The sequence below is a fragment of the Streptomyces sp. NWU339 genome (assembly GCF_003143855.1).
In the GTDB taxonomy this organism is placed as follows: domain Bacteria; phylum Actinomycetota; class Actinomycetes; order Streptomycetales; family Streptomycetaceae; genus Streptomyces.
Map to the genome: position 1 here is coordinate 1 of NZ_QFRK01000058.1, position 24,303 is coordinate 24,303.

The 24,303-nt window shown below is 70.6% G+C and carries 20 protein-coding genes, 1 other RNA gene and 1 pseudogene; 10 read left to right on the forward strand and 12 right to left on the reverse strand.

Annotated features, from left to right (window positions below; all coding sequences use genetic code 11):
- The first annotated feature begins 24 nt into the window (after positions 1 to 24).
- The 6 genes and pseudogenes from DIZ27_RS37430 (at position 25) to DIZ27_RS37455 (ending at position 5,084) form a co-directional block, all read left to right on the forward strand.
- Positions 25 to 858 carry an AraC family transcriptional regulator gene (locus DIZ27_RS37430; protein WP_109382851.1) on the forward strand — a complete coding sequence of 278 codons (834 nt, stop codon included), beginning with the start codon at positions 25 to 27 and terminating at the stop codon, positions 856 to 858.
- 82 nt (positions 859 to 940) lie between these two features.
- Positions 941 to 1,657, forward strand: a pseudogene (locus tag DIZ27_RS48980) (DMT family transporter); the annotation flags it as partial.
- 115 nt (positions 1,658 to 1,772) lie between these two features.
- Positions 1,773 to 2,176: RNase P RNA component class A (gene rnpB, locus DIZ27_RS37445), an RNA gene on the forward strand.
- Positions 2,177 to 2,390: 214 nt separating this feature from the next.
- Entirely contained in the window at positions 2,391 to 2,714 is a 324-nt protein-coding gene (locus tag DIZ27_RS37450) for a CU044_2847 family protein (RefSeq protein WP_258308722.1), read from the forward strand.
- Between the two features lie 127 nt (positions 2,715 to 2,841).
- Entirely contained in the window at positions 2,842 to 3,015 is a 174-nt protein-coding gene (locus DIZ27_RS46185; protein WP_181383884.1) for a hypothetical protein, read from the forward strand.
- A 164-nt stretch (positions 3,016 to 3,179) separates the two neighbouring features.
- On the forward strand, positions 3,180 to 5,084 hold the full coding sequence (locus DIZ27_RS37455; RefSeq protein ID WP_181383885.1) for an HEXXH motif domain-containing protein: 1,905 nt from the start codon (positions 3,180 to 3,182) through the stop codon (positions 5,082 to 5,084).
- Between the two features lie 37 nt (positions 5,085 to 5,121).
- Here the strand turns inward: DIZ27_RS37455 and fxsT are convergent, their stop codons facing one another.
- From fxsT to DIZ27_RS37475, 4 genes are all read right to left on the reverse strand, one after another.
- Positions 5,122 to 9,582 (reverse strand): FxSxx-COOH system tetratricopeptide repeat protein, encoded by a 4,461-nt coding sequence (gene fxsT, locus DIZ27_RS37460; RefSeq protein WP_146229062.1) that lies wholly within the window; start codon positions 9,580 to 9,582, stop codon positions 5,122 to 5,124.
- A gap of 56 nt (positions 9,583 to 9,638) precedes the next feature.
- The gene (locus DIZ27_RS37465; RefSeq protein WP_109382856.1) at positions 9,639 to 10,763 is read right to left on the reverse strand and encodes a MoxR family ATPase; all 1,125 of its coding nucleotides are present in this window, start codon (positions 10,761 to 10,763) and stop codon (positions 9,639 to 9,641) included.
- The gene (locus tag DIZ27_RS37470) at positions 10,756 to 12,300 is read right to left on the reverse strand and encodes a hypothetical protein (protein ID WP_109382857.1); all 1,545 of its coding nucleotides are present in this window, start codon (positions 12,298 to 12,300) and stop codon (positions 10,756 to 10,758) included. Before DIZ27_RS37470 ends, DIZ27_RS37465 begins: the two co-directional genes overlap by 8 nt.
- A 65-nt stretch (positions 12,301 to 12,365) precedes the next feature.
- Positions 12,366 to 13,313 carry a trypsin-like peptidase domain-containing protein gene (locus tag DIZ27_RS37475; protein WP_181383886.1) on the reverse strand — a complete coding sequence of 316 codons (948 nt, stop codon included), beginning with the start codon at positions 13,311 to 13,313 and terminating at the stop codon, positions 12,366 to 12,368.
- A gap of 543 nt (positions 13,314 to 13,856) precedes the next feature.
- Here DIZ27_RS37475 and DIZ27_RS37480 point away from each other — a divergent pair.
- Positions 13,857 to 14,186 carry a ribbon-helix-helix protein, CopG family gene (locus DIZ27_RS37480; protein WP_109382859.1) on the forward strand — a complete coding sequence of 110 codons (330 nt, stop codon included), beginning with the start codon at positions 13,857 to 13,859 and terminating at the stop codon, positions 14,184 to 14,186.
- Positions 14,183 to 14,668 (forward strand): hypothetical protein, encoded by a 486-nt coding sequence (locus tag DIZ27_RS37485; RefSeq protein ID WP_181383887.1) that lies wholly within the window; start codon positions 14,183 to 14,185, stop codon positions 14,666 to 14,668. Before DIZ27_RS37480 ends, DIZ27_RS37485 begins: the two co-directional genes overlap by 4 nt.
- Positions 14,669 to 14,805: 137 nt before the next feature.
- On the opposite strand, the gene DIZ27_RS37490 is transcribed toward DIZ27_RS37485, so the two are convergent.
- Together DIZ27_RS37490 and DIZ27_RS37495 are read right to left on the reverse strand one after the other, a co-directional pair.
- Complete coding sequence (locus DIZ27_RS37490) at positions 14,806 to 15,648, reverse strand: hypothetical protein (RefSeq protein ID WP_109382884.1); 843 nt, start codon at positions 15,646 to 15,648, stop codon at positions 14,806 to 14,808.
- A 132-nt stretch (positions 15,649 to 15,780) separates the two neighbouring features.
- Positions 15,781 to 16,929: a site-2 protease family protein gene (locus DIZ27_RS37495; RefSeq protein WP_109382860.1), complete on the reverse strand. Its 1,149-nt coding sequence runs from the start codon at positions 16,927 to 16,929 to the stop codon at positions 15,781 to 15,783.
- A gap of 215 nt (positions 16,930 to 17,144) precedes the next feature.
- Here DIZ27_RS37495 and DIZ27_RS37500 point away from each other — a divergent pair, with 215 nt between their 5' ends.
- Both DIZ27_RS37500 and DIZ27_RS37505 read left to right on the forward strand, forming a co-directional pair.
- Positions 17,145 to 17,441, forward strand: a complete 297-nt coding sequence (locus DIZ27_RS37500) for a hypothetical protein (RefSeq protein ID WP_109382861.1) — start codon at positions 17,145 to 17,147, stop codon at positions 17,439 to 17,441.
- A gap of 1,395 nt (positions 17,442 to 18,836) precedes the next feature.
- A complete protein-coding gene (locus tag DIZ27_RS37505) occupies positions 18,837 to 19,346 on the forward strand; it encodes a manganese efflux pump MntP family protein (protein WP_258308723.1) in 510 nt (169 codons plus the stop codon).
- Here the strand turns inward: DIZ27_RS37505 and pqqE are convergent.
- The 6 genes from pqqE to DIZ27_RS37535 form a co-directional block, all read right to left on the reverse strand.
- The gene (gene pqqE, locus DIZ27_RS37510; RefSeq protein WP_109382863.1) at positions 19,306 to 20,424 is read right to left on the reverse strand and encodes a pyrroloquinoline quinone biosynthesis protein PqqE; all 1,119 of its coding nucleotides are present in this window, start codon (positions 20,422 to 20,424) and stop codon (positions 19,306 to 19,308) included. The genes DIZ27_RS37505 and pqqE overlap by 41 nt on opposite strands.
- Positions 20,417 to 20,746 carry a pyrroloquinoline quinone biosynthesis peptide chaperone PqqD gene (gene pqqD, locus DIZ27_RS37515; protein ID WP_109382885.1) on the reverse strand — a complete coding sequence of 110 codons (330 nt, stop codon included), beginning with the start codon at positions 20,744 to 20,746 and terminating at the stop codon, positions 20,417 to 20,419. Before pqqD ends, pqqE begins: the two co-directional genes overlap by 8 nt.
- Positions 20,747 to 20,751: 5 nt before the next feature.
- Complete coding sequence (gene pqqC / locus DIZ27_RS37520) at positions 20,752 to 21,450, reverse strand: pyrroloquinoline-quinone synthase PqqC (protein ID WP_109382864.1); 699 nt, start codon at positions 21,448 to 21,450, stop codon at positions 20,752 to 20,754.
- Between the two features lie 4 nt (positions 21,451 to 21,454).
- Complete coding sequence (gene pqqB / locus DIZ27_RS37525; protein ID WP_109382865.1) at positions 21,455 to 22,342, reverse strand: pyrroloquinoline quinone biosynthesis protein PqqB; 888 nt, start codon at positions 22,340 to 22,342, stop codon at positions 21,455 to 21,457.
- A gap of 105 nt (positions 22,343 to 22,447) precedes the next feature.
- On the reverse strand, positions 22,448 to 22,546 hold the full coding sequence (gene pqqA / locus DIZ27_RS37530; RefSeq protein WP_109382866.1) for a pyrroloquinoline quinone precursor peptide PqqA: 99 nt from the start codon (positions 22,544 to 22,546) through the stop codon (positions 22,448 to 22,450).
- Positions 22,547 to 22,593: 47 nt separating this feature from the next.
- Positions 22,594 to 24,294 carry a PQQ-dependent dehydrogenase, methanol/ethanol family gene (locus DIZ27_RS37535; protein ID WP_109382867.1) on the reverse strand — a complete coding sequence of 567 codons (1,701 nt, stop codon included), beginning with the start codon at positions 24,292 to 24,294 and terminating at the stop codon, positions 22,594 to 22,596.
- Positions 24,295 to 24,303: the final 9 nt, after the last annotated feature.

Sequence of the window (24,303 nt, forward strand, 5' to 3'; positions counted from 1 at the left end):
GGTGCGGGGGTGCGGGGGTGCGGGGTGGCGAAGGTGCGGGAGCAGGCCAGCTGGACCAGGGCGCGGCTCGGGGTCTGCGGGCCCTCCGTCGACCTGCTCACCGCCCGTTTCGACCGGCACGAGTACGCACCGCACGCCCACGACGAGTTCACGGTCGGCGTGACCACCGGCGGCCTGGAGGCCATCGCGTACCGCGGCGGGCGCATCGTCTCCGGACCCGGCTCCATCGTCGTCCTCGAACCCGGCGAGATGCACACCGGCGGCCCCGCCGCCCCCGAGGGTTACGCCTACCGGGCCCTGTACGCCGTGCCCGCCCTGCTCACCGACGGGACCCACGGCGCCGGCCTCCCGCACTTCCGCGAGCCGGTCCTCCACGACCCCGAACTGGCCGGCGCCCTGCGCCGCGCGCACACCGAGGTCAGCGCCTGCCCCGAGCCCCTGGAGGCGGAGTCGAGGCTGCCCTGGCTGCTCACCGCGCTCGCCCACCGCCACTCCACCGCCCGTGCGGACACCGGCGCGGTCCCTGGTGCCGGACGCATCGCCCTGGCCGTCCGCGACCGCCTCGCCGAGGAACTGCTCGCCCCGCCCTCCCTCGCGGCCCTCGCCACCGACCTCGGCCTGTCCCGGTACCAACTGCTGCGCGCCTTCCGCACGACGATGGGGATACCGCCCTACGCCTGGCTCGCCCAGTACCGGGTCACCAGGGCCCGCGGCCTGCTGGAGGCCGGGCTGCGCCCCGCCGAAGTGGCCGGACTCGTGGGCTTCGCGGACCAGGCACACCTGACCCGGTGGTTCCGCCGCGTCCTCGGGGTGACCCCGGCGGCGTACCGCAACAGCGTTCAAGACCCGGGGCACTGACCCGGCCGAGACTCGCCGCATGACTGCACGCGGCTGGTTCCTGTTCTCCCTGATGGGAGTGGTCTGGGGCATCCCCTACCTGATGATCAAGGTGGCGGTGGAGGAGGTGTCCCCCTCCGGGGTCGTCTTCACCCGCTGCGCCCTCGGCGCCCTGCTCCTGCTGCCCTTCGCCCTGCGGCAGGGAGGCCTCACCGGGACCGTCCGCGCCCACTGGCGCCCCCTGCTGGCCTTCGCGGTCATCGAGATCATCGGCCCCTGGTACACCCTGACCGACGCGGAACGCCACCTCTCCAGCTCCACCGCCGGCCTGCTGATCGCGGGCGTCCCCATCGTGGGCGTGGCGCTCGCCAGGTTCTTCGGCGACACGGAGCGCCTGGGCGCACGCCGTCTCACCGGCCTGGGGCTCGGTCTGGTGGGCGTCGGCGTCCTCACCGTTCCGCACCTGACCGGCGGCGACGCCCGTTCGCTCGCCGAGGTGCTGGTGACGGTGCTGGGCTACGCCATCGCCCCGCTGATCGCCGCCCGCCATCTGAAGCAGGTCCCGTCCCTCCAGCTCACCGCGGTCTGCCTGACCCTGGCGGCGCTGGTCTACGCCCCGGCCGCCGTGCTCACACGGCCTGCCGAGATGCCCTCCGCCGGGGCCCTGGCCGCCCTCGCGGGCCTGGGCGCCGTCTGCACGGCGGTCGCCTTCGTCGCCTTCCTGGAGCTGATCAAGGAAGCGGGGCCGACCCGGGCGACCGTCATCACGTACGTCAACCCGGCGGTCGCCGTGACGGCCGGGGTGCTCCTCCTGGGCGAGTCCCTGACCGCGACGGTCCTGGCGGCCTTCGCCCTGATCCTCACCGGCTCGGTCCTGGCGACGGCCGCGGCACCGAGGCCCCGCTCGCGCCCGGTACCATGGTCGGCACGGCAGACGAGCCGGGCGGGCGGCCGCGTGGAGTCCTTTGCGGGGCTTCCCGAGGAACGTCCGGGCTCCACAGGGCAGGGTGGTGGCTAACGGCCACCCGGGGTGACCCGCGGGACAGTGCCACAGAAAGCAGACCGCCGAGGGCTTCGGCCCCCGGTAAGGGTGAAACGGTGGTGTAAGAGACCACCAGCGCCTGAGGTGACTCAGGCGGCTAGGTAAACCCCACCCGGAGCAAGGTCAAGAGGGGCGCCGTGAAAAGCGCTCTGCGCGGACGTTCGAGGGCTGCCCGCCCGAGTCCGCGGGTAGACCGCACGAGGCCGGCGGCAACGCCGGCCCTAGATGGATGGCCGTCACCGGCGGGCCCGCGAGGACCCGCCGGAACAGAACCCGGCGTACAGCCCGACTCGTCTGCCGCCGCTGTTCCCTTTGTTCCCTTTGTTTCCTTTGTGGCGCCTGTTCCTCTTGTTTCCCTCGCGGGTTCCTTTCGCCGGTTCCTTTCGCGGGTTGTGCCGCGTGTCCTGGTGCGGATGATCCGTTCTTCCGTGTGGATCCGTCGTGGCCCGCCTATCCTGCTGAGGGTTTGGTCCGGGCGAGGGACTGGAATGGGGCGGGCATCGTGTCTTACGTGATCGAGGTTCCGGTCGACGGCGGTGAATCCATCCGGGTCGAGGTGTCGGAGGAGTCCGACGGGATCGTCCGGGTGGCGCGGCCGGGGGAGGTGGCGGCGGTTGCCCAGGAGACCCTTCAGCAGTCCCTGGACAGGATTCGTCCCGTCGCCGTGGCGGTGTGGGAGAAGCTGCGGCACCTTCCGGAAACTCCGGACCGGGTGAGTGTCGAGTTCGGCATCAAGCTGTCCCTGGAGGCGGGGGTGATCGTCGCCCGGGGTTCGACGGAGGCCAACTTCGTGGTGTCTCTGGAGTGGAGCCGAGGAGGCGCCGGGGGCGAGTGACGCCCGGCAGGACGGCCCGCCGGTCTCTTCGGTTTCGCAGGCAAGGGTCCCCTTCCCCCGTTGTCTGTACACGGGCATCATGAGAGACGAGGTCCAGTCAAGGGCGCCAGACAGGGGGACGGGTCGGATGGAACGCGCGAAGCATGTCATAGCGACGGAACTGCTGAATGTGGCTGAACTTTCCCTGGACGAACTGCTGCTGTGTCCTTCGGGGGACCTCGATCGTTCCGCGCGGCGCATTCTTCTCCAGGTCGAACTGCCGGAGCCGTTCATTGCTTCGGCGCAGAGCGGCAGTTGCTGAGTGGCTCTGTTTTCCTTTTACCCGGCAGCGGGAGCGCGGCGGGGAATGGCTCCGTGGCGTCGACTGGAGGCCGTTAATTGAGGGACAGAAACCAGCCATTATCATCTTCCCCACTCTCTTTCGAGGAGGTGCGGGAAGGTTTCGGCAGCAGGCATCGCCTGCCCGTGGAATCCGTTGCCCAGCTGTCTGTGGGCGGCGGTGACGCAGAGGCTCTCGGGCAGCTCCGGTACGGGCAGAAGAGCAAGCGACTGCTCCTGATCCGTATGGTGTTCGAGGCCGTTGCGGCCGATCCCGCCACGATGGGGCCCCTGCCCCTGGTGCGTTCCGCCTGGGACCTGCTCGGCAGGGTGCAGTACGAGGACCCGGACGCTTTCGAAGAGATCCTGATGTACCCGTCCACCGGTGTCTGGGCCGCACACGTGCTGCGGCGTCTGCGGGGTGTCAGGTCCGGCAGTGTCCCGCTGTGGACGGAGGTCGGGTACTTCCACACCCTTGCGGCAGCCGCCGCGATCCGCGCGGGCCTCGAGTTCCACACCCGGGCGCCCGTGCCGGACGGCGGCACGCTCCACCTCCCCTCGCTGGGAACCGTCCTGCTTCCCCGCGCCGATGCCGACGACATACGACCCCAGACCCATGTCGCGACCGTGCGCTGGGCGGGCCGAGGGGGCGGCAGCGTGGCAGTGGTCTCGCCGAGGGGGGCGTGCGTGCTGCTGCCGGAACCACTGGAGTCGACGGTGCCCGGCTGGCGTCCGCTGCCGCAGGTCCGGGCCGAGGGACCACGGCACGGCCTGCGCCTCGCGCTGGACGACACCGACCCGTACGCCCCCTTCGTGGCAGGACAGCAGCCCGCCCTGCTGAACGAGCAGAGCAGGCAGCGGTGGCAGGCCCTGACCGAGCAGGCGTGGGAGGCTCTGGTCCGCAGCCAGCCCGACACCGCCGACGGCCTCGCGTACACCATGCGTTCCCTGGTTCCGCTGGCACCCGTCACGGAAGGGGAGCCCTACAGCGTCAGCTCGCCCGAGTCCTTCGGCGGCGTCATGCTGCAACTCCCCTTGAGTCCCACATCGTTGGCCGTCGGCCTGGTCCACGAGTTCCAGCACGTCAAGCTGGGTGCCCTGCTGGATCTCGTCACGCTGACGAGGCAAGGGGACGGCGGGCTCCACTACGCCCCGTGGCGTCTCGACCCTCGTCCGGTCTCGGGGCTCCTGCAGGGCGTGTACGCCTACCTGGGCATTGTCGCTTTCTGGCGCCGGTACCACCCGGTGGCGTCCGGACAGGAGGCCCTCCGCGCCCGCTTCGCCTACGCGCGATGGCGCCGCAGCACGCTCGCCGTCCTCGACGACCTGCTGACGTGCGGGGAGTTGACCGAGCTGGGGGTGTGGTTCGTGACGAACATGCAGGAGCTTCTGGCCGGCTGGTGCGAGGAGCCCCTGCCCGCGCACATCGAGACGGACGCCGCCCTGGCCGCCGCGGACAATCTCGGCATGTGGCGGCTGCGGAACGGCCGGCCGGCCGCGTCCGACATCGGGGCGTTGGCCGAGAGCTGGATCCGGACCCCGCGGGCTGCCTGCCCCGGGGCGAAGAGGTCCGCCCTGCAGACCGACGTCCTGCCCCGCGAACGGGCCGTGCGGGCCGAACTGGTGAAGATCCGGTGGGAGGACCCGCGAAGACTGGACTGGCTGCGCGAGCATCCGGACACACTGGGCGCGACCTTCTCCGACACAGCACTGCTGGACGGTGACTTCGACGCGGCGTTGCGCGGTTACCGGCAGCAGCTCATGGCCCGGCCCGAGGCGTCGAGTCCATGGATAGGCCTCGGTCTGGCGGCACGGGGCCGCGGGAACCGGGCCGCCGCCGCCGCACTGCTGGGCCGGCCGGAACTGGTGCGGGCCGTCCAGCTGCGTGTGGCCGAGGAGGCCGCCCCGGCCGACCCGTTGGCCCTGGCCGAGTGGATCGGCCGACGGCACCCGGAAGTGACGGAGACCGTGGAGGCGGCGGAGGGGACCGGGGGCATGGAACGGGCCGGGAGGGCCGAAGCGGTGGCCGTACCACCGCCCCACCCCACCTAGGGATGGGTCGGTGCGGAAGCCCTGTCCGCCCCCGCCCTCAGATCTGGTACACCTCGGCGTCGCAGTCGGCGCGGTCGCCCCTGGTGGCGGCCGTCGTCGCCGGATGCTGCTGGCCGAGGACCTGCCGGAACGAGCTCAGCGTCGCGGCGTACAGGCTCTCGGCCCGCTTCATCCTGCCCAGGACACGCAGGTCGGCCGAGAGGTTGAGCGCGCAGGCCAGGGTCGTCGGGTGGAGTTCGCCGAGTTCCTGAGTGGTGCGCCGCAGGGCCTCCTCGTCCAGTTCGGCCGCGGCCTGCGGGTCCCCCAGGGTGAGCAGGTCGCTGGCCAGGTTGATGGCCACGGACAAGGTGTAGGGGTGGTTGGGTCCCACGGTGGCGATCAGGCCGTCGTAGGCCTGCCTGTCCAGGGCGGCGGCCTGCTCGGCCTGTCCCTTGCGGCGCAACGAGATCGCCAGGTTCGTCATGACGCCGAAGGTGAAGGGGTGACTCTCCCCGAGGCTTCCCTTGAACTGCTCCAGGGTCTTCGTCCCCAACTCCACCGACTCGTCCAGGTGGTCGGCCTGGCGCTGGGCGATGGCGAGGCTCGACGCCGCGCACTGGGTGTTGAGGTGGTCGTCGCCGTAGCGGCGCCGGTTGCGTTCCCACGCCTCCAGGCAGGCCGCGAGGCCTCCTTCGTGGTCCCCCGCCTTGCGGCGTGCCTCGCCCAGATGGCGCAGTGCCATCAGGGTGATGGGGGTCTCGCTGCCCGCCAGGCGTTCGAAGCGGATCGAGTTGTTCTCCTGCATTTCGCAGGCGCCCACGTAGTCGCCGCACTCCCGGAGGTCGACCGCGAGCAGGCTGACGAGCATCATGGTCAGCAGGCTGTCCTCGCCGAGGACGTCCACCGCGAGCTGGAGACTGGTCGCGTCGAGGTCACGGGCGGTGAGGAAATCGCCGGTGTGGCGCAGCGCCGTTCCGTAGTCCACGGCCGCCGCGATGGCCATGGGGTCCCGCTCGCCGAAGGAGCGCACCGCCTGCTCGTAGGACTCCTTGTTGAGTTTGACGGACGAGGAGAAGTCCCCTGCGGCACGCATGTTGACGGCGACCGCGCGGGCGGCCAGCAGGGTGTCCTCGTGATTGTCCCCGGCGGTCCTGCGCCGCCGCTCCAGGCTGTCCTCGTCGAGTTGTGAGGCCTCGGAATAGCGGCCGAGTGCGCGCAGGACGTGGCCGCAGTAGCGGGCCACGGTCAGTGTCTGGGCGTCGTCCGGGCCGATATTGGCCCGCCAGGTCCGGAGCGCCTCCTGCGCCAGCTCCAGGCAGGCGTCGTGATCGCCCCAGGTGAAGAGGTAGGTGATGGTGTTGACGATGAGGTTCCGCACCCACTGGTTGTCGCACTCGACCGCTCGCGAGGCCCGGATGTGCGGGAGCAGTTCGGCGTAGCGGGGCCAGTTCGAGGTCACCCCGGGCTCCCCGGGATCGCCGCCGGCGAGCAGCAGATGGGCCGCCTCGCGCATCGACTCGCGTTCCCCGGGACTCATCTGGTCGATGAGCACGGCCTGGACGAGGCGGTGCAACTGGATGCTGTTGGTGCGGTGGTCGATGCGCGCGAGGGCGTACCTGTTGACCTCTCGCAGTGCCTGCCCGAGGCGGATCGGGTCGCTCAGCACCTGCCCGAGCAGTCCGGGCAGCGCGGCGTTGCGGCCTGCCATGAAGAGGCTGCGGGAGACCGGCTCGGGTGCGAAGTAGGAGCAGACCTGGAGGAGTTGGAGAGCTCCCGGGTTGGTGTCCCGCAAACGGTCGAGGGACACGTTCCAGGCGGCGGCCACGGGAAGTTGGTAGTCCATCGGCGGTGCGAGTTCCAGCAGTTCCGCACGACGGTTGACGAACTCTTCCCTTTTTCCTTCGAAGAGTTCGAGATATTCTTCGGCCGGCATACCGGTCTCGGTGAGCCAGACCGCAGCCTGTTCGATGGCGAGCGGAAGGTCGCCGAGTGCTTCGGACAGCCGGTCCGCTTTTTCGTCGGTGAGCTCGGGGCCCCGGCGTCGCAGAAGCTCGATACTCTCCGCGCGCGCGAAAACATCAACCTCGATGGTCCGTGCCATGTTGACCCATTGTCCGTTTCGGGAAGTGACGAGAATCCGGCCGGTGCCGCCCCGTGGGAAGAATGGTGTGACTGTTTCCGGGCTTTCAGCGTTGTCGAACACCAGGAGCCAGTTGCGATAGGGCTCGCCCCGTCGGAGGGCTTCCAGGACGGCTGGAACCGCGGTGTTGGCTTCGGAACTGGTGGGCAGTCGCAAGCGTTGCGCCAGGTCCACGAAGGCAGCACGGATCTGAGCTGGTTGTTCGGCGGGTATCCACCAAACGATGTCATAGTCAGAACTATGGCGATAGGAGTATTCAATGGCAATCTGAGACTTGCCGACACCGCCCATTCCGTGCAGTGCTTCAGGCAAAATCGCGGTGGTTCCCTGAGTCAGACGTGCATGCAGGTCCTGGAGTGCGAGCACCCGTCCGGTGAAGTTCACATTCCTGGGCGGAACATTCCCCCAAACGGGTGGTGGGCTGCCCGCCTTACGCCGTTCGGCGATAGCGCGCTCCACGGGGCCCGGTGTCCGTACATATGCATCGTTCATCGAACTGTGGTCTCCTCTGTCCGCCGCAGCCTGTCCTTCGGCCGCCGGTGCTGCACGTTCGGTATCGGCCTGCAACTGTTCTCTTGTGACCGATTTTGAACAAGGTTCGGACGCAGGTTTTTCGGGCATGATTGGCCCCCCGAATTCTAGGGGATCAGCGCCGGTGTCCTGTGCCGAAAAACGCTTGACGCGCGCGCTCAGCCGGTTGGCCCAGGGCAGATACGGACCGGACAGAGCACGCAGCGTACGAATGAAGGGAATGAAGTCGCCGCTCGACTTCTCGGGTATGGCGATGGGCCGGTCGGACCACGGAGCCGCGAGGACGTGGGCGAGGTCCCGCAGTTCGGGCAGCGACTCCGCGAGACGGCTGATGACGTGCAGCATCACCTCCACCGTGGCGGCACGCCCGCTGGTGGCAAGGAGTTCCTCGGCCACCCCGGGCAGGAAGGCGTACCGGTGCGCGGCCGGCCCGAAGGGGTCGGTTGACGTGCCGTCCTCCGTGACGAGCAGCCCTGAGGTGAGGACCTCGGCCATGTGGGCGGGGCGCGAACCGGGTTGGGTGAGGTGCTGGACCGTCTCCATCACGGCGAGGTCGAGGGGCGCGACCGCGAGATGCTGCGCGAGCCGGAAGGCGGTGGGGGACGCGGCGGCACGGAACTCGAGGACACGTTCGGCCGGTGTCGGCGGACGTGCGGAGACGAGGTCCTCGTCCGCCCGGGCATGCCCGTCCCGCACGCCGGCTTCGGAGGAGACCGCTTCCGCGGACAGCACCCGGGCGCCGGGCCAGTCGCCGCGTTCTCCCGTCATCAGGTGCGCCCACCGCCCCAGCCACCGCGCGGTGAGCTCGACGACGGGCACGGCCGATTCGACGGCGGTCCGCGCGTCGGGACCGCCTGCGGATCCGGCCGTCGGCACCACTGCCGTGCACCTCGAGCCGCAGGGCAGCGGACCGGTTGCACGGATCCGGGCGGGACGGGTGGCGACCCAGGTGCGGTGCCAGGAACGACGGGGCAGCAGATGGGCGACGACGGCCGGGACACGTTCACCCCAGCGTGCGACGAGTCGTTGCGCGGCCCCGGACCGCCATGCGGGCCCGGTCCCGTCGGTGAGCACCATGACGGCCCGGCGCCGGGACGGCCGTACCGGGTCCGTGAGGTCGAAGGCGGGGGCGGACGGGCCGGGTCCGCGCAGCCGGAGCCCGTCGTCGGCCTCCTGGTCCGTGCCGAGCAGCCGGACGCTGACGGTACGGAAGGCGCCAAGGCCGTACAGCAGCCGGGAGAACTCGGCCACGCTGTGGCGCCACGCGGCCATCGACACCCCGGCGTCCACGATCAGCACCAGGTCCAGCCAGCGTTCCCGGGTGGGGCGGTACCGGAGCAGCCGGGGCTCGGCCTCCGCGAGGGCCTCGGCGGTCAGCTCCTCATCGAGTTCCCGCTCGTGCCGCGACGCGACGGTCCGGCGTAACGGGCGGAGCGCCTGTTCCAGCAGCCGCTTGTTTTCCAGCCCGGGGACAGCGCTCCACGCGCCGGCCACCGCTTCGGCGCCCGGGAAGCGGGGGAGAGGAACCGCGGCGTCGACGACGTGGAGGGCCGGGACGGCAGGCGAGGCCGGTGACCCGGGCCCCGGCGCAGGTACCGGAACGGGCCTGGGTGAGGGCTTCCCCCGCGCCCTGCCGCCCTGCTCCCTTTCTTGATCGGCCTCGGCCTCGGCCTCGGCCTCCCGCTCCGCTTTCGGCGCAGGTGCCGGGGCGGGACGCGGTGGCTCGGCAGGGGGCGGTGGTTCCCGCCGCTTCCGCACCGCGGCGAAGGGTGCTCGGTCCGGAGGGCGGGTGCGCCCGGCCAGGCACATGGCGAGCCACAGGCCGTCGGCGAGTTCGTACGGCGTCAAGTCCGTGCCGCTCCGAGGGCCGGACGGAGGCGTCGGAGCACTATGGCCGGCGGACATCACGGCCCCGCCGCGTCGAGGCTGCGCCACAGCGAGCCGACCAGCCTGTCCCAGTGCTCGTCACCGCCGAACCGGTCGGACGTCGCCAGATAGACGCTGTTGAGCAACTGGTCCGCGGACATGCCCCCCTCGCGCGCGCTGCGGGCGACAAAGAGCCTCACGAGCTCCTGACTCCGGCCGGCCGCCCGTTGCCCGAAACGGGCCGCGACCATCGCGGCCAGCTGGTCCACGTCGGGCGGCGACAGCTCGAGGCGCAGGCAGCGGCGCAGCAGAGCGGGCGGAAACTCCTTCTCCCCGTTGGAAGTGATGATCACGAGGGGGAAAGCACGGCAGCGCACCCGGCCGTGGGAGATCCGGGCCGTCGCACCGGGGTCGGCGGTGAGCACCTCGGCTTCCGGCTCACGTGGGGCGGAGCGGACCAGCTCAGGGATGTCGTACTCGCCCTCCTCGATGATGTTGAGAAGATCGTTCGGCAGGTCCACGTCGCTCTTGTCCAGCTCGTCGATGAGCAGGACGCGGGGCAGGCGGTACGGCAGCAGGGCCGTGCCCAGGGGGCCGAGCCGTATGTAGTCGCCGATACCGGTCCGTTCGGCGGCGAGTCCGTCGGCAGGCCCTCCTTCCGCCTCCGCCACGGCACGGTGGGCGGCGGCGTCCTGTGCCCTGCCGATGGCGTCGTACTCGTACAGTCCGGAGCGCAGCGTGGTGCGGGTGGTGATGGGCCAGCGCAGGACGCGGCCCAGTCGCAACTCGCGGGCCACACGGTAGGCGAGGCTCGACTTTCCGGTGCCCGGACGGCCGGTGATCAGCAGCGGGCGGCGCAGATACAGGGCTGCGTTGACCATGTCCACCTCGTCGACATCGACGGGGCGCCGCGGATCCCCGTCGCGCGCAGGTGGGCCGATACGGCGTGTCACCTCCCTCTCGTCCTCGGCCGGGCGAGGCTGCAGGGGGCCGCCGTCGAAGGTGCGCCAGGGCGGTGGGCCCATGAGTACGTCGTCGAGATCGGGGGCCTCCAGAGTGCGACCGTCACCGTGATAGACCCACCACGGCGCGGTGTCCTGAAGGCCGCGGGCCGGCCGGGCGTCCGGAGGGGAACCGTCGTCGGCGGGCTGGCCGTCACTCATGACCGCGTCCTTCCCTGTGCCGTGGCGATTCGTAGCGCCGTAAGGGCACGTAGACGTTTTCGGGATCATCGATGAGCAGGAGTACTCCGTCGAAGGCCTGTGCGCCCCGGACCTCGTGGATCTTCGCGGCCAGGGTGTTCAGCTGGTTCGTCGCGAACAGTTGCTTCGCCAGGTCGTCCAGGGTCTGGACCGCGTCGGTCGAGCGGCTCCACAGCATCGCAGGGACGCCCTCGCGCAGCGCCACATCGTACGGATGGACGATGCCGGGCTCGGGTCTTCGGGGAGCGTCGAGCAGAGCGACCGCGACCACACGTCCGGCCATGTCCCGGCCCAGGACTTCCTGAAGACCGGAAGGGCTCAGACCGCTCAACCCCCCGCACGCGTGCCAGGCGCACTCGTGAGGGGATTCGCGCATGCTGCGCCAGCGGCGCCGCCACACCCGCTGGATGGCGGGGTCGTGCTGCCGTTCGAGGCTGCGGATCACCGTCTGGTAGTGGCGCACCAGGGAGCGCGGCAGACCGGAGGAGCGATGGGTGGAGAACTCCTCGACGGGAAGGTCGACCAGATCCCGGCCGAGCAGGAACTCCAGTTGTACGGGGGTGTCGAGGCCGGCCAGGAGGGACTCCCCGCTGGAGATGGCGCGTTCGACGGTCATCTCCAGATCCTCCTCGGAACAGGGAAAGTCGAGGAAGTCCGGACGGGCCGGGGAGGAGGTGTCCTCCTTCGTCCACGAGGACACCAGGTACTCGCCATCGCCGCCGTGGCCGCTGTCGTGGCCGCCGCCGTAGCCACCGCCACTGTCGTAGCCGTTGTCGCGGTCACCGTCGGCGTCGTCCGTCCGCTCGATCCGGATCGCGAGGTAGGCCATGCCTTCGGCGTGCTCCGGCCGTACGGGGGAGAGTTCGGCGGCCAGTGCCTCCAGGGTGTCGAGCACACCGAGGCCGTCGGCCACCGAGGCGTTCCACCGGCTCATCTGCCGGCGCAGGCGGACGGGCGTGAGGGCGGCGACATACTCGACGTACAGCAGGAAGGGGAAGAGGCCGTCCGCCCGTGCATTCGCCTGCACCAGGTGGTCAAAGGCCAGAACTATGTCGTCCTGCCCCGCGGGGAGCTGTTCGTAGGTGCCGCGTGCCGCGCGATGTATCCGCACGACGGGCACAGCGGGAGCTTGGCGCAACAGGCCGTGTATCTCCTGTAACTGGGCCTTTGTCAGAGGAGGCTGCACGAACATTGAGTGCACCAGGTGATGGAACGCCTCGGTGGACCTGGCGCCGGGGGCGAAGAAACGTAACGTGTCGGCGAGCACCATGAGGCCGCCGGGAATGTCGCCCAGAAGCCTCACGATGTCGTAGAACTGACTTCGCGCGGACATGCCTTCCGCCACGAGTCCCGTCAGCTCGATGTTCAGCCGGCTTCCCGCCACCTCCAGACACTGGCGCCGTGAATCCGGATCCCGCATGGGCCTGGTGCGTTCCAGGGCCTCCACCAGTCTGCTGGTGCGTACCCATTCCGACGAGTCGTCAATTGTGTCCGCCATCCCCGTTTTCCCGTGAGCCATCATGGCGTGGACAGGTTCGGCCACGCACAGTGTCGAATGCCCGTTCACCGGAGCTCCTCCTCCGTGGAACGCCGAAGCTCGGCGGCGATCGATCGGACGGCACGGGAGTCTCCTACCAACGCGCGTACTGCGCCGATGAGTTCTTCCAGACCTCCTTCGTAGTCGGAGCTGGTGCGCACCACGTGGTACAGGTGCGCGTGTGGTTCAGGACGCTCGGCCACCACCGCTCCGATCTCCGGGCGCAGCAACGAGACGAGATCCTGACGGCCGCCGAGCGTGCCGAACGCAGGGATCGCGGCGATCATCCGGGCCAGTTCAGCACATTGACGTGCCGTCAGTTCTGTCGGAGCTGCGGCGGCCGGAGCAATCATGGAGGCGAGCGGCGTCCATTCGCGGCCCACGGCGGCCAGCGGAAACATCCAGGCGACCCGTTCGACGGACGAGGCGTACGCGGCGACAACGAGGCCGATGACACCGCCGGCGCGGTGGTCCCACACACCGGCCCCGCTGAAGCCCCGCTGGATCGCCACCCCGTTCACCCTCCCGTCCAACTGCCGCCATGCCGGGTTGGGGCCGCCGGGCCCGGTCGCGGTCGCCTCGACCCACAGGCCGTCGCCGAGGCCGCGGCGCGGATGGCCGTAGACGCCCACCTCGGTCCGCTCCGTCCCCTCTCCCGGATACAGCGCCGTCGGCCGCGCCCCGGCGGGCTGCTCGCCTTCATCGAGCTCCAGGACCGCGATGTCTCCGGACGAGGGCCGCACGGGGAACCAGCCGCCCTCGACCGTCCGCGCACGCCGTGGCCGCACGTCCCCGGACGGGGCGAAGTCGACCAGGATCGTGGTGCCGCTGGGGATCATGTGCTCGGCGGGGAGTCCGAGCGCTTCGGCCACGACATGGGCGCAGGTCAGTATCAGGCCGTCACCGATGAGAACGCCCGCGCCGTACAGGCCTTCCCCACCAGGGCCTCGTACCCGAACGCGCCACTTGCCCACGCCCCAGCACCCCCTCAAAGCTCGCGGGTGGAACCTCCCCAGGCGGAGGACTGATCAGTCGTGCCGAGTCCAAGGAAGAGGCTACGCACCGCGCGGGCTGCCGCCCAGAGAGCAGAGTAGTGCTCTCCAGGAGCATGGAGGACTGGCGGCACTCCCACGGAAACCAGGAGGAGCCGTTGGTGCAGGTACCGTTCGCGAGCCGAGGCCGGCCCTCCTTCACCGACGAAGCTGTCCATGGACCCGGTACGCCATTTCGTCGGGGTGCCGGGTGATCCGGGCCAGTCTCCAGGCCGCTTCGTCGCGATCTGCTGGACCGCCCGGATGTGCGAGCACTTCAAGGCTCCGAAGCCCGCGATGTCGCCGACCGGGCCGACCTTCCGGCCCGGCAGCGGGAGACGGGCTCGGACGTCTTCGAGCACATCGAGCGGGCTGTCTGAAGCCCGGTGACGGGGTGATCTCCGTCGGTACCGTGGGGGCCCGGGTCCGGGTTGCGCACATCCTGTTGCGCTCGCCCTGCCGTCATACGCGTATTACGATGCCTTCATGGCGAGGACACGGATCAGTATCAGCCTGGAGCAGGACCAGGCCGAACGCATCAGGCAGCACGCGGAACGGGCGGGCATGGACGTCTCGGCCTACCTGGTGCATGCCGCGATCCGCCAGATGACCGAGAGTGATGCCATAGAGGAACAGTTCGCCGAGGTGGACGCGCTCATCGCCCGGGCGGAGCGGGCAGCGGACGGGCTGCCCGCCGAACCCGCCCCGGAACCGGCCGCGGAGCTGACGGAGCAGGAACGCCGCGAGGTCGAGGAGGCCCTGGGCCTCGTCCACGGCCGGGACCGGCACGACCGCCGTCCGGGACACGCCGCGTGAACGCACGGGTGCCGGTGTACGACACGGGCATGCTCATCGCGCTCGCCGACCGCAAGGCGAAGGCGGTGGCTCTCCACGAGGGACTGCGCACGGTCCCGCACCGGGCGCTGGTGCTCGGCCCGGTCCTCGCCCAGGTGTGGCGCCCCCAGCCGGCGCTGGTGCACGCCCTGTCCGGGGTGCTGAAGGATTGCACCGTCCCGCAGGCCCGTACGTCCGAGCCGCCCGTGCGCGAGACGAAGGCGGGTCGTCCGGAGTGTCTGGCCTGTGCGACGGGCCCCGACCTCGCGGACTGGCGGCGCATCGGCACCGCTCTGGGGCGGGCGGCCCTGCCGGCGAAGAAGCGGCCGGACGCGGTGGACGCCTGGGTGGCCCTGGCAGCGGCCCGGCACGGCAGTGCGGTCGTCTTCACCACCGATCCGGGGGACATCGAGGCCTACCTGACGGTCCTCACGCCGACGGACGTGCACGTGGTCGCCGTGTGATGACCGAGAGCTCCGCCCCGTCCAGGCGGCTGCGTATTGTGCGGCCCGAGATCGGTCGGGCGGCTCCGGTCCTGCCCCGCGGCCGCTTCACCCCGTGGGCGGTGCCAACGGCTCGCGTGGTGCTTCCCGCTCGGCTTTCATGGCGTGTCGGGTCGGGACTCGTAGTGCAGGGTGTGGAAACGGCCGGCTTCCTCGCGCCCCGCGGGGTCGCCGCCCAGCGCCCGTACCGCCGCGATCGCGTACCGCCGTTCCTGCTCGTCGGTGAAGAGGCGCTGCGGATAGGTGCGGGAGGCATCGACGGTGGTGCTCAGACCGTGTGCGGCCAAGGCCCGGACGATCGGCTGGTACGACACCGTCCGCAGCACGAACGCGCTGACCCACACCGGTCTCCGGGCACCGTCCAGCAGCGCCGTGAACGTTCGGGCGGTGACGTAGCTGCCGCCGCCGGTCAGCGTGACGAGGCCGACCTCGGTGAGCGCGCGGTTCAGCCCGGGGCCGGGCGAGCCCTGTTCGAGGTCGTCGGTGAAGGCGGCGTCCAGGAGCCCCACCTCGAGCGCGTAGCGCACGGCGGGTGCCGAGACGTCCAGGCCGAAGACCGGCACGGCGTCCGGTCGGCGCCGCTCGGCGTAGAACTCCTTGTCCCGTGCCGCCAGTTCCGCCGTCGACATCGTCCGGCAAGCGGGGGAGGTGTACCGCTGGTACATCTCCGCCAGCGTCACGTCGTGGTTGAGCAGCGCTGCGTTGATCCCGTACGAGCAGCACACGTCCAGCACCGCCGGCCTGTGCGGCCGGCCGTCGTCGAGTGCGGCCCGTTCGGCGGCGACCTGCCGGAAGACCGGCTGGGCGTGGTGCGGGATCTCGTACTCCAGCGGGGCCAGCCGCCTGAAGTACGCGCGCGGATCCGGCCGGTCGTAGATGTCGTCGAACCGCGACTTGCCGTCCCTCGTGCCCTCGGTGCCGCCAGAGTCTGACCCGGCCATGCCGTACTCCTCCTCACGGAACACATCTGTACTCCACTTCCATCATGTCCCGCTTCCGACGGCCCGGGAGGTCTGCCGCACCCGGGGCTCGCGAGGGCACCCGATCGCTCCGGACACGGAAGCCGGGCGTCCTCACGGCGGTCCGGAGGGCGGCGGGGGCGCCGACGAAAGCCGAGAGTGCCGGCGGAACCGGTCGATGTCGTGCGCGGTGATGATTCCGCTCAGCCGGCCGCCGTCCATCACGAGGATCGGCAGGAGGAGCCCGGTGGTGCCGAGGCGCTCCAGGACGGAGTTCAGCAGCTCGTCCGGTGCGGCGAGCGTGCATCGGGACAGCGGGGTCGCGAGGTCGCGCACCCGCAGCGACGCCCGCTTCTCGAACGGCAGGCCGGCCAGTCGGCGCAGTTGTACGACGCCACTGGGGTGACCCTCGAAGTCGAGCAGCGGCAGCACCGAGTGCCCCGCCTGCGCGGTCACCTCGGAGAGGAAGCGGTCCACGGTCAGCCAGTCGGGGCCGGTGACCACCGGAGTGGTCATCGCCTGCCCGACCCGTACGCCCCGCAGGGCTGTGACCAGCTCGGCCCACCGGCGTTCGGCCGCCGCGGCGCCCGCCACGAAGAGGCCGACGAAGATCAGCCACAATCCCGCCGTCAGTCCCCGGGCGAACGCCAGCCAGCCCAGGATGGCGAGCGCCATGCCGACGACCTGGCCACCGCGTCCTGCCGCCCGCTGAGCCCGCTCGCGGTCCCCCGTACGCCACCACAGCAGGGCCTGCGTCAGCCGGCCTCCGTCCAGGGGCGCGGCGGGCAGCAGGTTGAAGACGCCCAGCAACAGGTTCGTGCCACCGAGCCAGCCCAGTACGGCGACCGGGATCCGCCAGCCCAGCGTCGCCGCGACCGCGGCAGCCGCGCCGATACCGACGGCGCCGAGCAGCAGACTGGCGAGCGGCCCGCTGGCGGCGACCAGGAAGGCCGTTCGCGGTGTCGTCGGCTGGTCCATCCGAGTGACCCCGCCCAGCGCCCACAATGTCATGTCCTGCACGGGGATCCCCGCCCTGCGAGCCGTCAGCGCGTGCGCGGCCTCGTGCACCACCAGACTCGCCAGCAGCAGCAAGGCTCCGGCCACTCCGGCGACCGCGTACACCACCGGCGCCAGGCCCGGCACGTACCCGGGCAGTGTCCGGGCCGCCAGGCCGTACGCGAGGAGCAGCATGAGCAACGGCACGCTCCAGTGCGCCCGCAGCGCCAGGCCCCGGACACTTCCGAGCCGGATCGAACCCTTCATCGCCCTCACCGCCGACGACTCCCGCCCCCGACTGCACTGCCTTCTCCCTCTCCATGGTCGGTCGTCGGCCCCCATAACAGGAAACGATTCATGCGATCAGGCCCGCGAGCCGGGATCGGCGGCGCCGGCGTCCCAGGCAGGCGGAGAGCGTGCCGCGGGCCTACGGTGGTCGGAGAGAGCTCGGTGAGCCGACCGGCGTTGCGGAGGAGGCTGCGATGGAAGAGCACTTCGTCTGGGTGACGACGCGGCGCATTCGGCCGGGCACCCTGGAGGACTTCGAGAAGGAGTGGCGGCCGGAACCCGCCCCGCAGGGGCTCCGCCGCGCCTACGCCTACTGGTCCGAGGACGGACAGGAGATCACCGGGGTGTCGTTCTGGGACTCCCGGGAGACCTGCGACGCGTGGCGGTCCTCCGAGGCGGAGGCGCAACGGCGTGCCGCCATGGCCCCGTACGTCGCCGAGGAACGGGAGGGCTTCTACCGCGGCCGCGAACTCGGCATCCCTCAGCGGTAGCACTGCGTCGAGCCGCTCCGGCGGCATGACGCAGCCGGCCTTCGTGACCCCGACGCGTAGTGCCGTGAGGACCCGTACCTCTCTGTCGTCTGCGGCAGGCCTCATGGCGCGGCAGTGGATCAGGCGGGCCGTCCGCGAGAGACGACGGCGGGCGCGGCCGGTGTCGTCCCTCGTGCCGCCACCCCGGCCGGAGCGAGCATGGAAAAGAGGGGACATGGCACGGATCCTGGTGCAGGGCGACGACCTCGTGGTGCGCCTGCCGTGGTGGGAAAAGGCCGCCGCGCGCCGCGGAGGCGTGCGCGTGCCACTGACGGCCGTACGCCGGGTGACGGTGGAGCCCAGCTGGTGGCGGGCCCTGCGCGGAGTGGTCCTGCACGGCGTCTGGATTCCCGGCGTGCTGTGCGTCGGCACGCGGAGCCACCCCGGTGGGCAGGACTTCGTGGCGGTACGGCCCGGCAGGCCCGTGGTGTGCGTCGAACTGCGGCCCACGGCTCCCTTCAGCCTCCTGGCCGTCTCGGTGCGGGACGACGCAGAGGTCGTGGCGGAACGGCTGCGGCGTCGCACGCCGGACAACGACACCTCCACCCCTTGTCGGCAGCCCCTTCCGGCAGCCGAGGAGACGGAGAACTCCTGGAGGGCACTGGCCAGGGAGCCACGCCGACGACGGAGGTCGTCAGTTCATGGTCGAAGTTCCCTTCCCGCTGAGTCTTGCCGTTCGATTTCGGCCCGCCGGGCCATTGCGCTGAGACAGACCTCCAGGGCAGGAGAAACTCATCGTTCGGCAGCCCGAACCAGCCGGCGAGCACCGGTGAATCGCGCACAGCGGCCCATTCCTCATCGAGTGGGGCTCCAGGAGACGACGCCCGCGGGCCGACAATCGAAGAGGGGGTGCGGACGGCTTACTCGGTAAGTGGTGAAGGAATCAGGATGAAGAATGCCCGGGAACAGGTTCATCTTCATCTGTCGCGGCACAGACTCGATCCGCTTACCGACCGTCCGTTGATTCGTACGCCGGATGGGCGTTTCCCGGCGCCAGTGCCTCAGCTGATTAATCGCAAGCTCTCGTCCGCAGGCGGCTCCTGGCTCCGGCGGATTTCCATCGGGGTGGGAGTGTTTCCGGGAGCAGACCCCGTGGGGTGGCGAGCCCCGCGCGCTGCAGCGGACGGACCACCGCGAATGAGCTCGTCAGGTGCCTTGGCAAGCCTGCAAACCGCCGTCGGGCGAGCAGTGTCGAGAAACTGCCGGAAATTGGATTACCGGGTTTATTCCGCGGACCGTCTGAGATATCATTTCCAGCATGGCGAATGCTAGCCGAGGCAGAGTCGTTCCTGTCGGCGTCGGGCGTTCTCGGGCAGCGACGTCGCCATGATCGGGGAAATACTGGTCCTGGGTTTCGTGCTCAGTCTCGACAATTTCCGGGTATCGATCGCGCTCGGCACCGTCCCATTCGGTCTGAAGCGCGCGGTGCAGGTCGCGCTGACCTTCGGGCTGTGGGACGCGATCATGCCCCTGGTCGGGCTGTTGGTCGGTCGCCGGATCGGGGAGGCCGTCGGGGGCGTCGCCGATCTGGTGGGCGCGGCCGCGCTCGGCGGGTACGGTCTCTACCTCGTCATCTCGGCCCTTCGGAACCCTGAGCCGGAGGAGCTGGACCAACCGTGGGCGCTGTTCGGCATCCCGTTGACACTGAGCCTGGACAACCTGTTCGCCGGGGCGAGCCTGGGGCTCCTCGGGCTCTCGCCGTGGTTCTCGGCCTCCGTCTTCGGCGCCATCACGGCGGTGATGTCGCTGGTCGGGCTGCGGCTCGGGAGGGCCGCGGCGCGCCTCATCCGGATCCGCTCGGACCTGCTGAGCGGGATCACCCTGATCATCGCCGCTGTGGTGCTGCCGTTGATGTTCGGCGGTTAGCCCGGTGTATGCGGGGGATCAGCGGAAGGTCGTCGGCCCGCGAGTCGGCGTTGGCGGCCTCGACCGCCCGGGTGACCAGGCCGTGGTCGGGCGACAGGTGGCAGACCGGGTCGGTGCGGGCGGCGTCACCCGTGAGCAGGAACGCCTGACAGCGGCACCCGCCGAAGTCCAGCTCCCGCCGGGGGCAGCTCCGGCAGGGCTCCGGCATCCAGTCCGTCCCCCGGAACGCGTTCATCACCGGGGACTCGGCCCAGATCCGCTCCAGCGAGTCCTCCCGCACGCTGGCCCGCGGCAACGGCAGGGTGTGGGCGGCGGGGCAGGGCAGGACGTCGCCGTTCGGCGTCACGGTCAGCTGCCGGGAGGCCCAGCCGCCCATGCAGGGCTTCGGGTAGCGGCTGTAGTAGTCGGGAATGACGTAGATGATGTCCATGCGGTCCCGCAACCGCTCGCGGGCGGCCCGCACGGCGACCTCGGCCGCCTCGAGCTGGGCCCGGCTCGGCAGCAGCGCGTCACGGTTCCGCCAGGCCCAGCCGTAGTACTGGGTGTTGGCCAGCTCCACCCGGTCGGCGCCGACCTCCTCGGCCAGCTCGAGCACGTCGGCGACGCGGTCGATGTTGAGCCGGTGCAGCACCACGTTCACGGTGAGCGGCCAGCCCAGCTCCTTGACCACGCCCATCGCCTCGATCTTGCGTCGGAAGGACGGGGTCCCGGCGATCCGGTCGGACACGGCCGGCTCGTCGGACTGGATGCTGATCTGCACGTGGTCGAGGCCGGCGGCCCGCAGCTGCTCGGCCCTCGGACGCGAGAGCCCGAGGGCGCTGGTGATGAGATTGGTGTAGAGACCCAGGTCGTGGGCGTCCGCCACGATCTCCACCAGGTCGCGCCGCAGCAGCGGTTCCCCGCCGGACAGGTGGCACTGCAGAACCCCCAGGTCACCGGCCTCGGCCAGCACCCGCCGCCACTCGTCGGTGGCCAGCTCGTCCTGGTAGCCGGCCATGTTCAGCGGGTTGGAGCAGTACGGGCAGGCCAGCGGGCAGCGGTAGGTGAGCTCGGCGAGCAATCCGAACGGGCTATCCATCGGCGATCTCCACGTAGCGCCGGGCGACGAGCCGGGTCAGGAACTGCCGCACCTCGTCGTCGGGGACGGTCTGGTAGCGCGCGCCCAGCTCGGCCACGATCTCGGCCACGGTGTGCCGCCCGTCGCACAGCTCGAGGATGTCCGCGCCGCTGCCGTTCAGAACCACCACCGTCTCGGGGAGCTGCAGGGTCTGACGCCGCCTGGTCCGGCAGAAGGTCAGTCGGACATGGCGCGCCAACCGGGGCCGGTCCGATCCGGACACCCCGACGCCGTGCCGGGTGCCGGCTTCGGTCCGGGGCGTTCCGCTCTGGGTCGGGTCCATGACGGTCACTCCGGATAGGCTTGGTCGATGGCGTCCATGAGGCTCCACAGGACGTCGCACTTGAACGACAGCGCGTCGACGGCGCGCGCCTGGGACTCGGCGGAGAGGCAGTGCGCGGTGACCACCTCGAGGGCGTGCTCGCAGTCGCGGGGGGCCTGCTCCAGGCGGGCGCGGAAGTAGGCGAGGCCCTCGGGGGCGATCCACGGGTACCACCGCTCGAACGCGGCCAGCCGCGCCGCCATCAGGTCGGGCGCGAACAGCTCGGTGAGCGAGGACGCCACCGCCTCCACCCACGGGCGGGTCCGGGCGAAGTTCACGTAGGCGTCGACGGCGAACCGCACCCCGGGTACCAGGTGCCGGTGGTCCCGGATCTCCTCGCGGGTCAGCCCGGCGGCCTCGCCGAGGCGCAGCCACGCCTCGATGCCGCCCTCGCCGGCGGCGGTGCCGTCGTGCTCGACGATCCGTCGGATCCAGCGGCGGCGGACCTCGAGGTCGGGGCAGTCGGAGAGGATCGCGGCGTCCTTGCGGGGGATGTTCTCCTGGTAGTAGAAGCGGTTGGCCACCCAGCCCTGGATCTGCAGGCGGCTCAGTAGGCCGGCGTTCATCCGGACGTGGAACGGGTGCTGGTCGTGGTACCGCCGCGAGTGGGCCCGCAACGTCTCGACGAAGGCGTCGGCACCGGTTCCCGTGGTTGTCGTCGTCACGGCTCTACACCTGGACCTCGAGGCCGTCCATGGCCACTTCCATGCCGCTCTCCTCCAAAATACGCCGCTCGGGCGCGTCCTCCAGGAGGACCGGGTTGGTGTTGTTCATGTGCACGAAGATCGTCCGCCCCACGCCCAGCGACGGGAGCTGCGCCAGGCTGCCGTCCGGGCCGTCGATGGGCAGGTGGCCCATCTCCCGGGACGTCTTGCCGGCCAGGCCGAGCCGTACGAGTTCGTCGTCGCGCCAGCAGGTCCCGTCGAGCAGCAGGCATGCGCAGCCCTTGATCTCCACGCGCAGCGCCGGCGTCAGCGATTGCACCCCCGGCAGGTACACCAGCGTCCCCCCGCTGCGCTCGTCGGTCAGCCGGTAGCCCACGACGCGGCCGTGGTCCACCCCGGCTCCGAACCGGTCGCGCTTGGTGGTGGGCACGTCGAACACCCGGCAGGACAGCCCGTCCGCCAGGGCGAGGTCGGTGCCCGGGATCACTGTCCGCCACTCGACCGGACAGTAGCGCTCGAGCGTGCGCAGAAGCCCCGAGCCGACACACAGGGTCTCGCGCACCGCCGGCGTGGCGTACAGCCGCAGGGCGCGGGCCTCGCGCAGCAGGAGCAGGCCCAGCGTGTGGTCCAGCTCGGCGTCGGTGAGCAGCACCGCCTCCAGCGGCGTCGTCCGGTCGTCCTGCGGGTGCAGGCCGGGGAAGGCCTCGATCTGGGTGCGGACGTCGGGCGAGGCGTTGACGAGGAACCACCGGCGGCGGTCGGCGCTGACCGCGACCGACGACTGGGTGCGCGCGGGGCCGGCCCCGGAGCGGACCGCGGCGCACACCGGGCAGCCGCAGTTCCACTGCGGGGAGCCACCCCCCGCCGCCGATCCCAGTACCCGCAGCAACACGTCGGTACTCCGTTCGTCGAAGATCCGGGTCCGTCGTCGGCCCGGCCGTCCGTGGCCGTCCCGGGCCCTCGGGCGGCGCCGGACCAGGTCCGGCGCCGCCCCGTGTCACTCGTCCTCCAACCGAGCGACGTACATGGTCACCTCGGCCGCGACTCCGATCTCGTCGAACTCGGGGGTTTCCCACACAGCGAGCTGGGACTCCATGGATTCACCTCCTCACTGCCCGAATTGCGGCAGGCGCCGGTCACGCGCTACGACGATTCCGGAAGGGCGAAGGCGAGCAGGGCGCTTCCGTGCCCCGCGCCGAGCATGCCGGGGAGGAACCCCTCGGCCCATCCGCCCCAACCGACCGGCACGACGACGTACTGCCTGCCGTCGACCATGTAGGTGGTCGGGTTGCTGTGGTGGCCGCTCCCGCACTGGAACTGCCACAGCAGCTCCCCGGTGCGGGCGTCGAGCGCGTTGAACTCCCCGGAGGGTTCACCGGCGAACACCAGGTCACCGCCGGTGGCCAGCACCGAGGCGCACATCGGGAGGTCGTTGCGCCAGCGCCACTTCTCCTCGCCGCCCGCGTCGAACGCGCTGATGGACCCCGCCATGTCCTCGATGTCCACCTGAACGCCCGCGCCCCAGTACGGAATGCTCTCCTTGAACTCCCGGCGTCGCCGGGTGGCCGTGGCGCCGGTGTCCTGGACCGGGACGTAGAAGAGACCGGTCTTCGGGCTGTAGGCCGCATGGGTCCATTCCTTGGCGCCGGCCGGACCCGGGTAGAAGTGGACCGGGTCTCCCTCCTTGTCCGGGTACACCTTGGCCGTCACCTGGCCCTCCCTCGTGATCGCCCCCCAGGTGATGCGGTCCACGAAGGGGGTGATCTGGACCCTCTCGCCGTTCGTGCGATCAAGGACGAAGAAGTAGCCGTTCTTGTCGAAGTGCCCGAGCAGTTTGCGCCCGTCCTGCTCGAACAGGATGCACTCGGCGATGCTGTCGTAGTCCCACACGTCGTGCGGGGTGCACTGGTAGTGCCAGCGGATCTGACCGCTGTCCACGTCGACGGCGATGACGCTGTCCGTGAAGAGGTTGTCGCCCTCGCGGACAGCTCCGTCGAAGTCGGGCGCCGGGTTGCCGGTGCCGACGTACAGCAGGTTCGTCTCCGGGTCGAAGGTGCCGGTGACCCAGCAGTTCGCCCCACCCCGCGCCCAGGCCTCGCCGTCGGCGGGCCAGGTCTCCGAGCCGGGCTCCCCGGGCTTCGGCACCGTGTAGCAGCGCCACTGGTGCTCGCCGGTCTCGAGGTCGAACGCGTCGAGGTGGCCGCGTACGCCGAACTCGCCGCCGGAACTCCCGACGATGACCATGTTCTTCACGACCAGCGGGGCGACCGTGGCGCTCTCCGCGGCCCGGACGTCTCCGTAGGTCTTTTCCCAGACCCGTTTGCCGGTGGTGGCGTCGAGCGCGAGCACACGGGCATTCGCCGTGACGAAGAAGACCTTCCCCTGAGCCACAGCGACCCCACGGTTCACGTTCCCGCAGCACAGGGACACGTCGAAGGGGACCGCGTGCTTGTACCGCCAGATCTCCACCCCCGTCTTCGCGTCGAGGGCCCAGAGCCAGCCGTCCCAGCCGGAGACGAACATGATCCCGTCGACGACGACCGGGGCGGCCTCGAACGAGTAGGTCGACGCGCCCGCGATCAGGCCGGTCGTGCCGGCCTGGAAGACCCATGCGGGGGCGAGGCGCTTGACGTTCTCCGTGTTGATCTGGTCCAGCGGGCTGTACCGCTGCCCGTTGTAGGCGCCGTAGTAGGTGAGCCAGTTCTGGGGTTCCTCGCGGGCATTGAGGATGCGCTCGTAGGTGACGTCGGCCACCACCGGCGGCGCGACGTCTGCCCCCGGGGTCTTGTAGTTCAGGGTTCCCTGGTCGACAGCCTCACCCGCGTCCACGTATGCGACAGTCATTGCCTCCTC

Coding starts and splice junctions, on each gene's coding strand:
- DIZ27_RS46185 (WP_181383884.1), top strand. CDS start 2,842: ATGGAACGCGCGAAGCATGTCATAGCGACGGAACTGCTGAATGTGGCT.
- DIZ27_RS37465 (WP_109382856.1), bottom strand. CDS start 10,763: ATGAGTGACGGCCAGCCCGCCGACGACGGTTCCCCTCCGGACGCCCGG.
- DIZ27_RS37470 (WP_109382857.1), bottom strand. CDS start 12,300: ATGGCGGACACAATTGACGACTCGTCGGAATGGGTACGCACCAGCAGA.
- DIZ27_RS37480 (WP_109382859.1), top strand. CDS start 13,857: ATGGCGAGGACACGGATCAGTATCAGCCTGGAGCAGGACCAGGCCGAA.
- DIZ27_RS37490 (WP_109382884.1), bottom strand. CDS start 15,648: ATGGCCGGGTCAGACTCTGGCGGCACCGAGGGCACGAGGGACGGCAAG.
- DIZ27_RS37495 (WP_109382860.1), bottom strand. CDS start 16,929: ATGAAGGGTTCGATCCGGCTCGGAAGTGTCCGGGGCCTGGCGCTGCGG.
- DIZ27_RS37500 (WP_109382861.1), top strand. CDS start 17,145: ATGGAAGAGCACTTCGTCTGGGTGACGACGCGGCGCATTCGGCCGGGC.
- pqqE (WP_109382863.1), bottom strand. CDS start 20,424: ATGGATAGCCCGTTCGGATTGCTCGCCGAGCTCACCTACCGCTGCCCG.
- pqqD (WP_109382885.1), bottom strand. CDS start 20,746: ATGGACCCGACCCAGAGCGGAACGCCCCGGACCGAAGCCGGCACCCGG.
- pqqA (WP_109382866.1), bottom strand. CDS start 22,546: ATGGAGTCCCAGCTCGCTGTGTGGGAAACCCCCGAGTTCGACGAGATC.
- DIZ27_RS37535 (WP_109382867.1), bottom strand. CDS start 24,294: ATGACTGTCGCATACGTGGACGCGGGTGAGGCTGTCGACCAGGGAACC.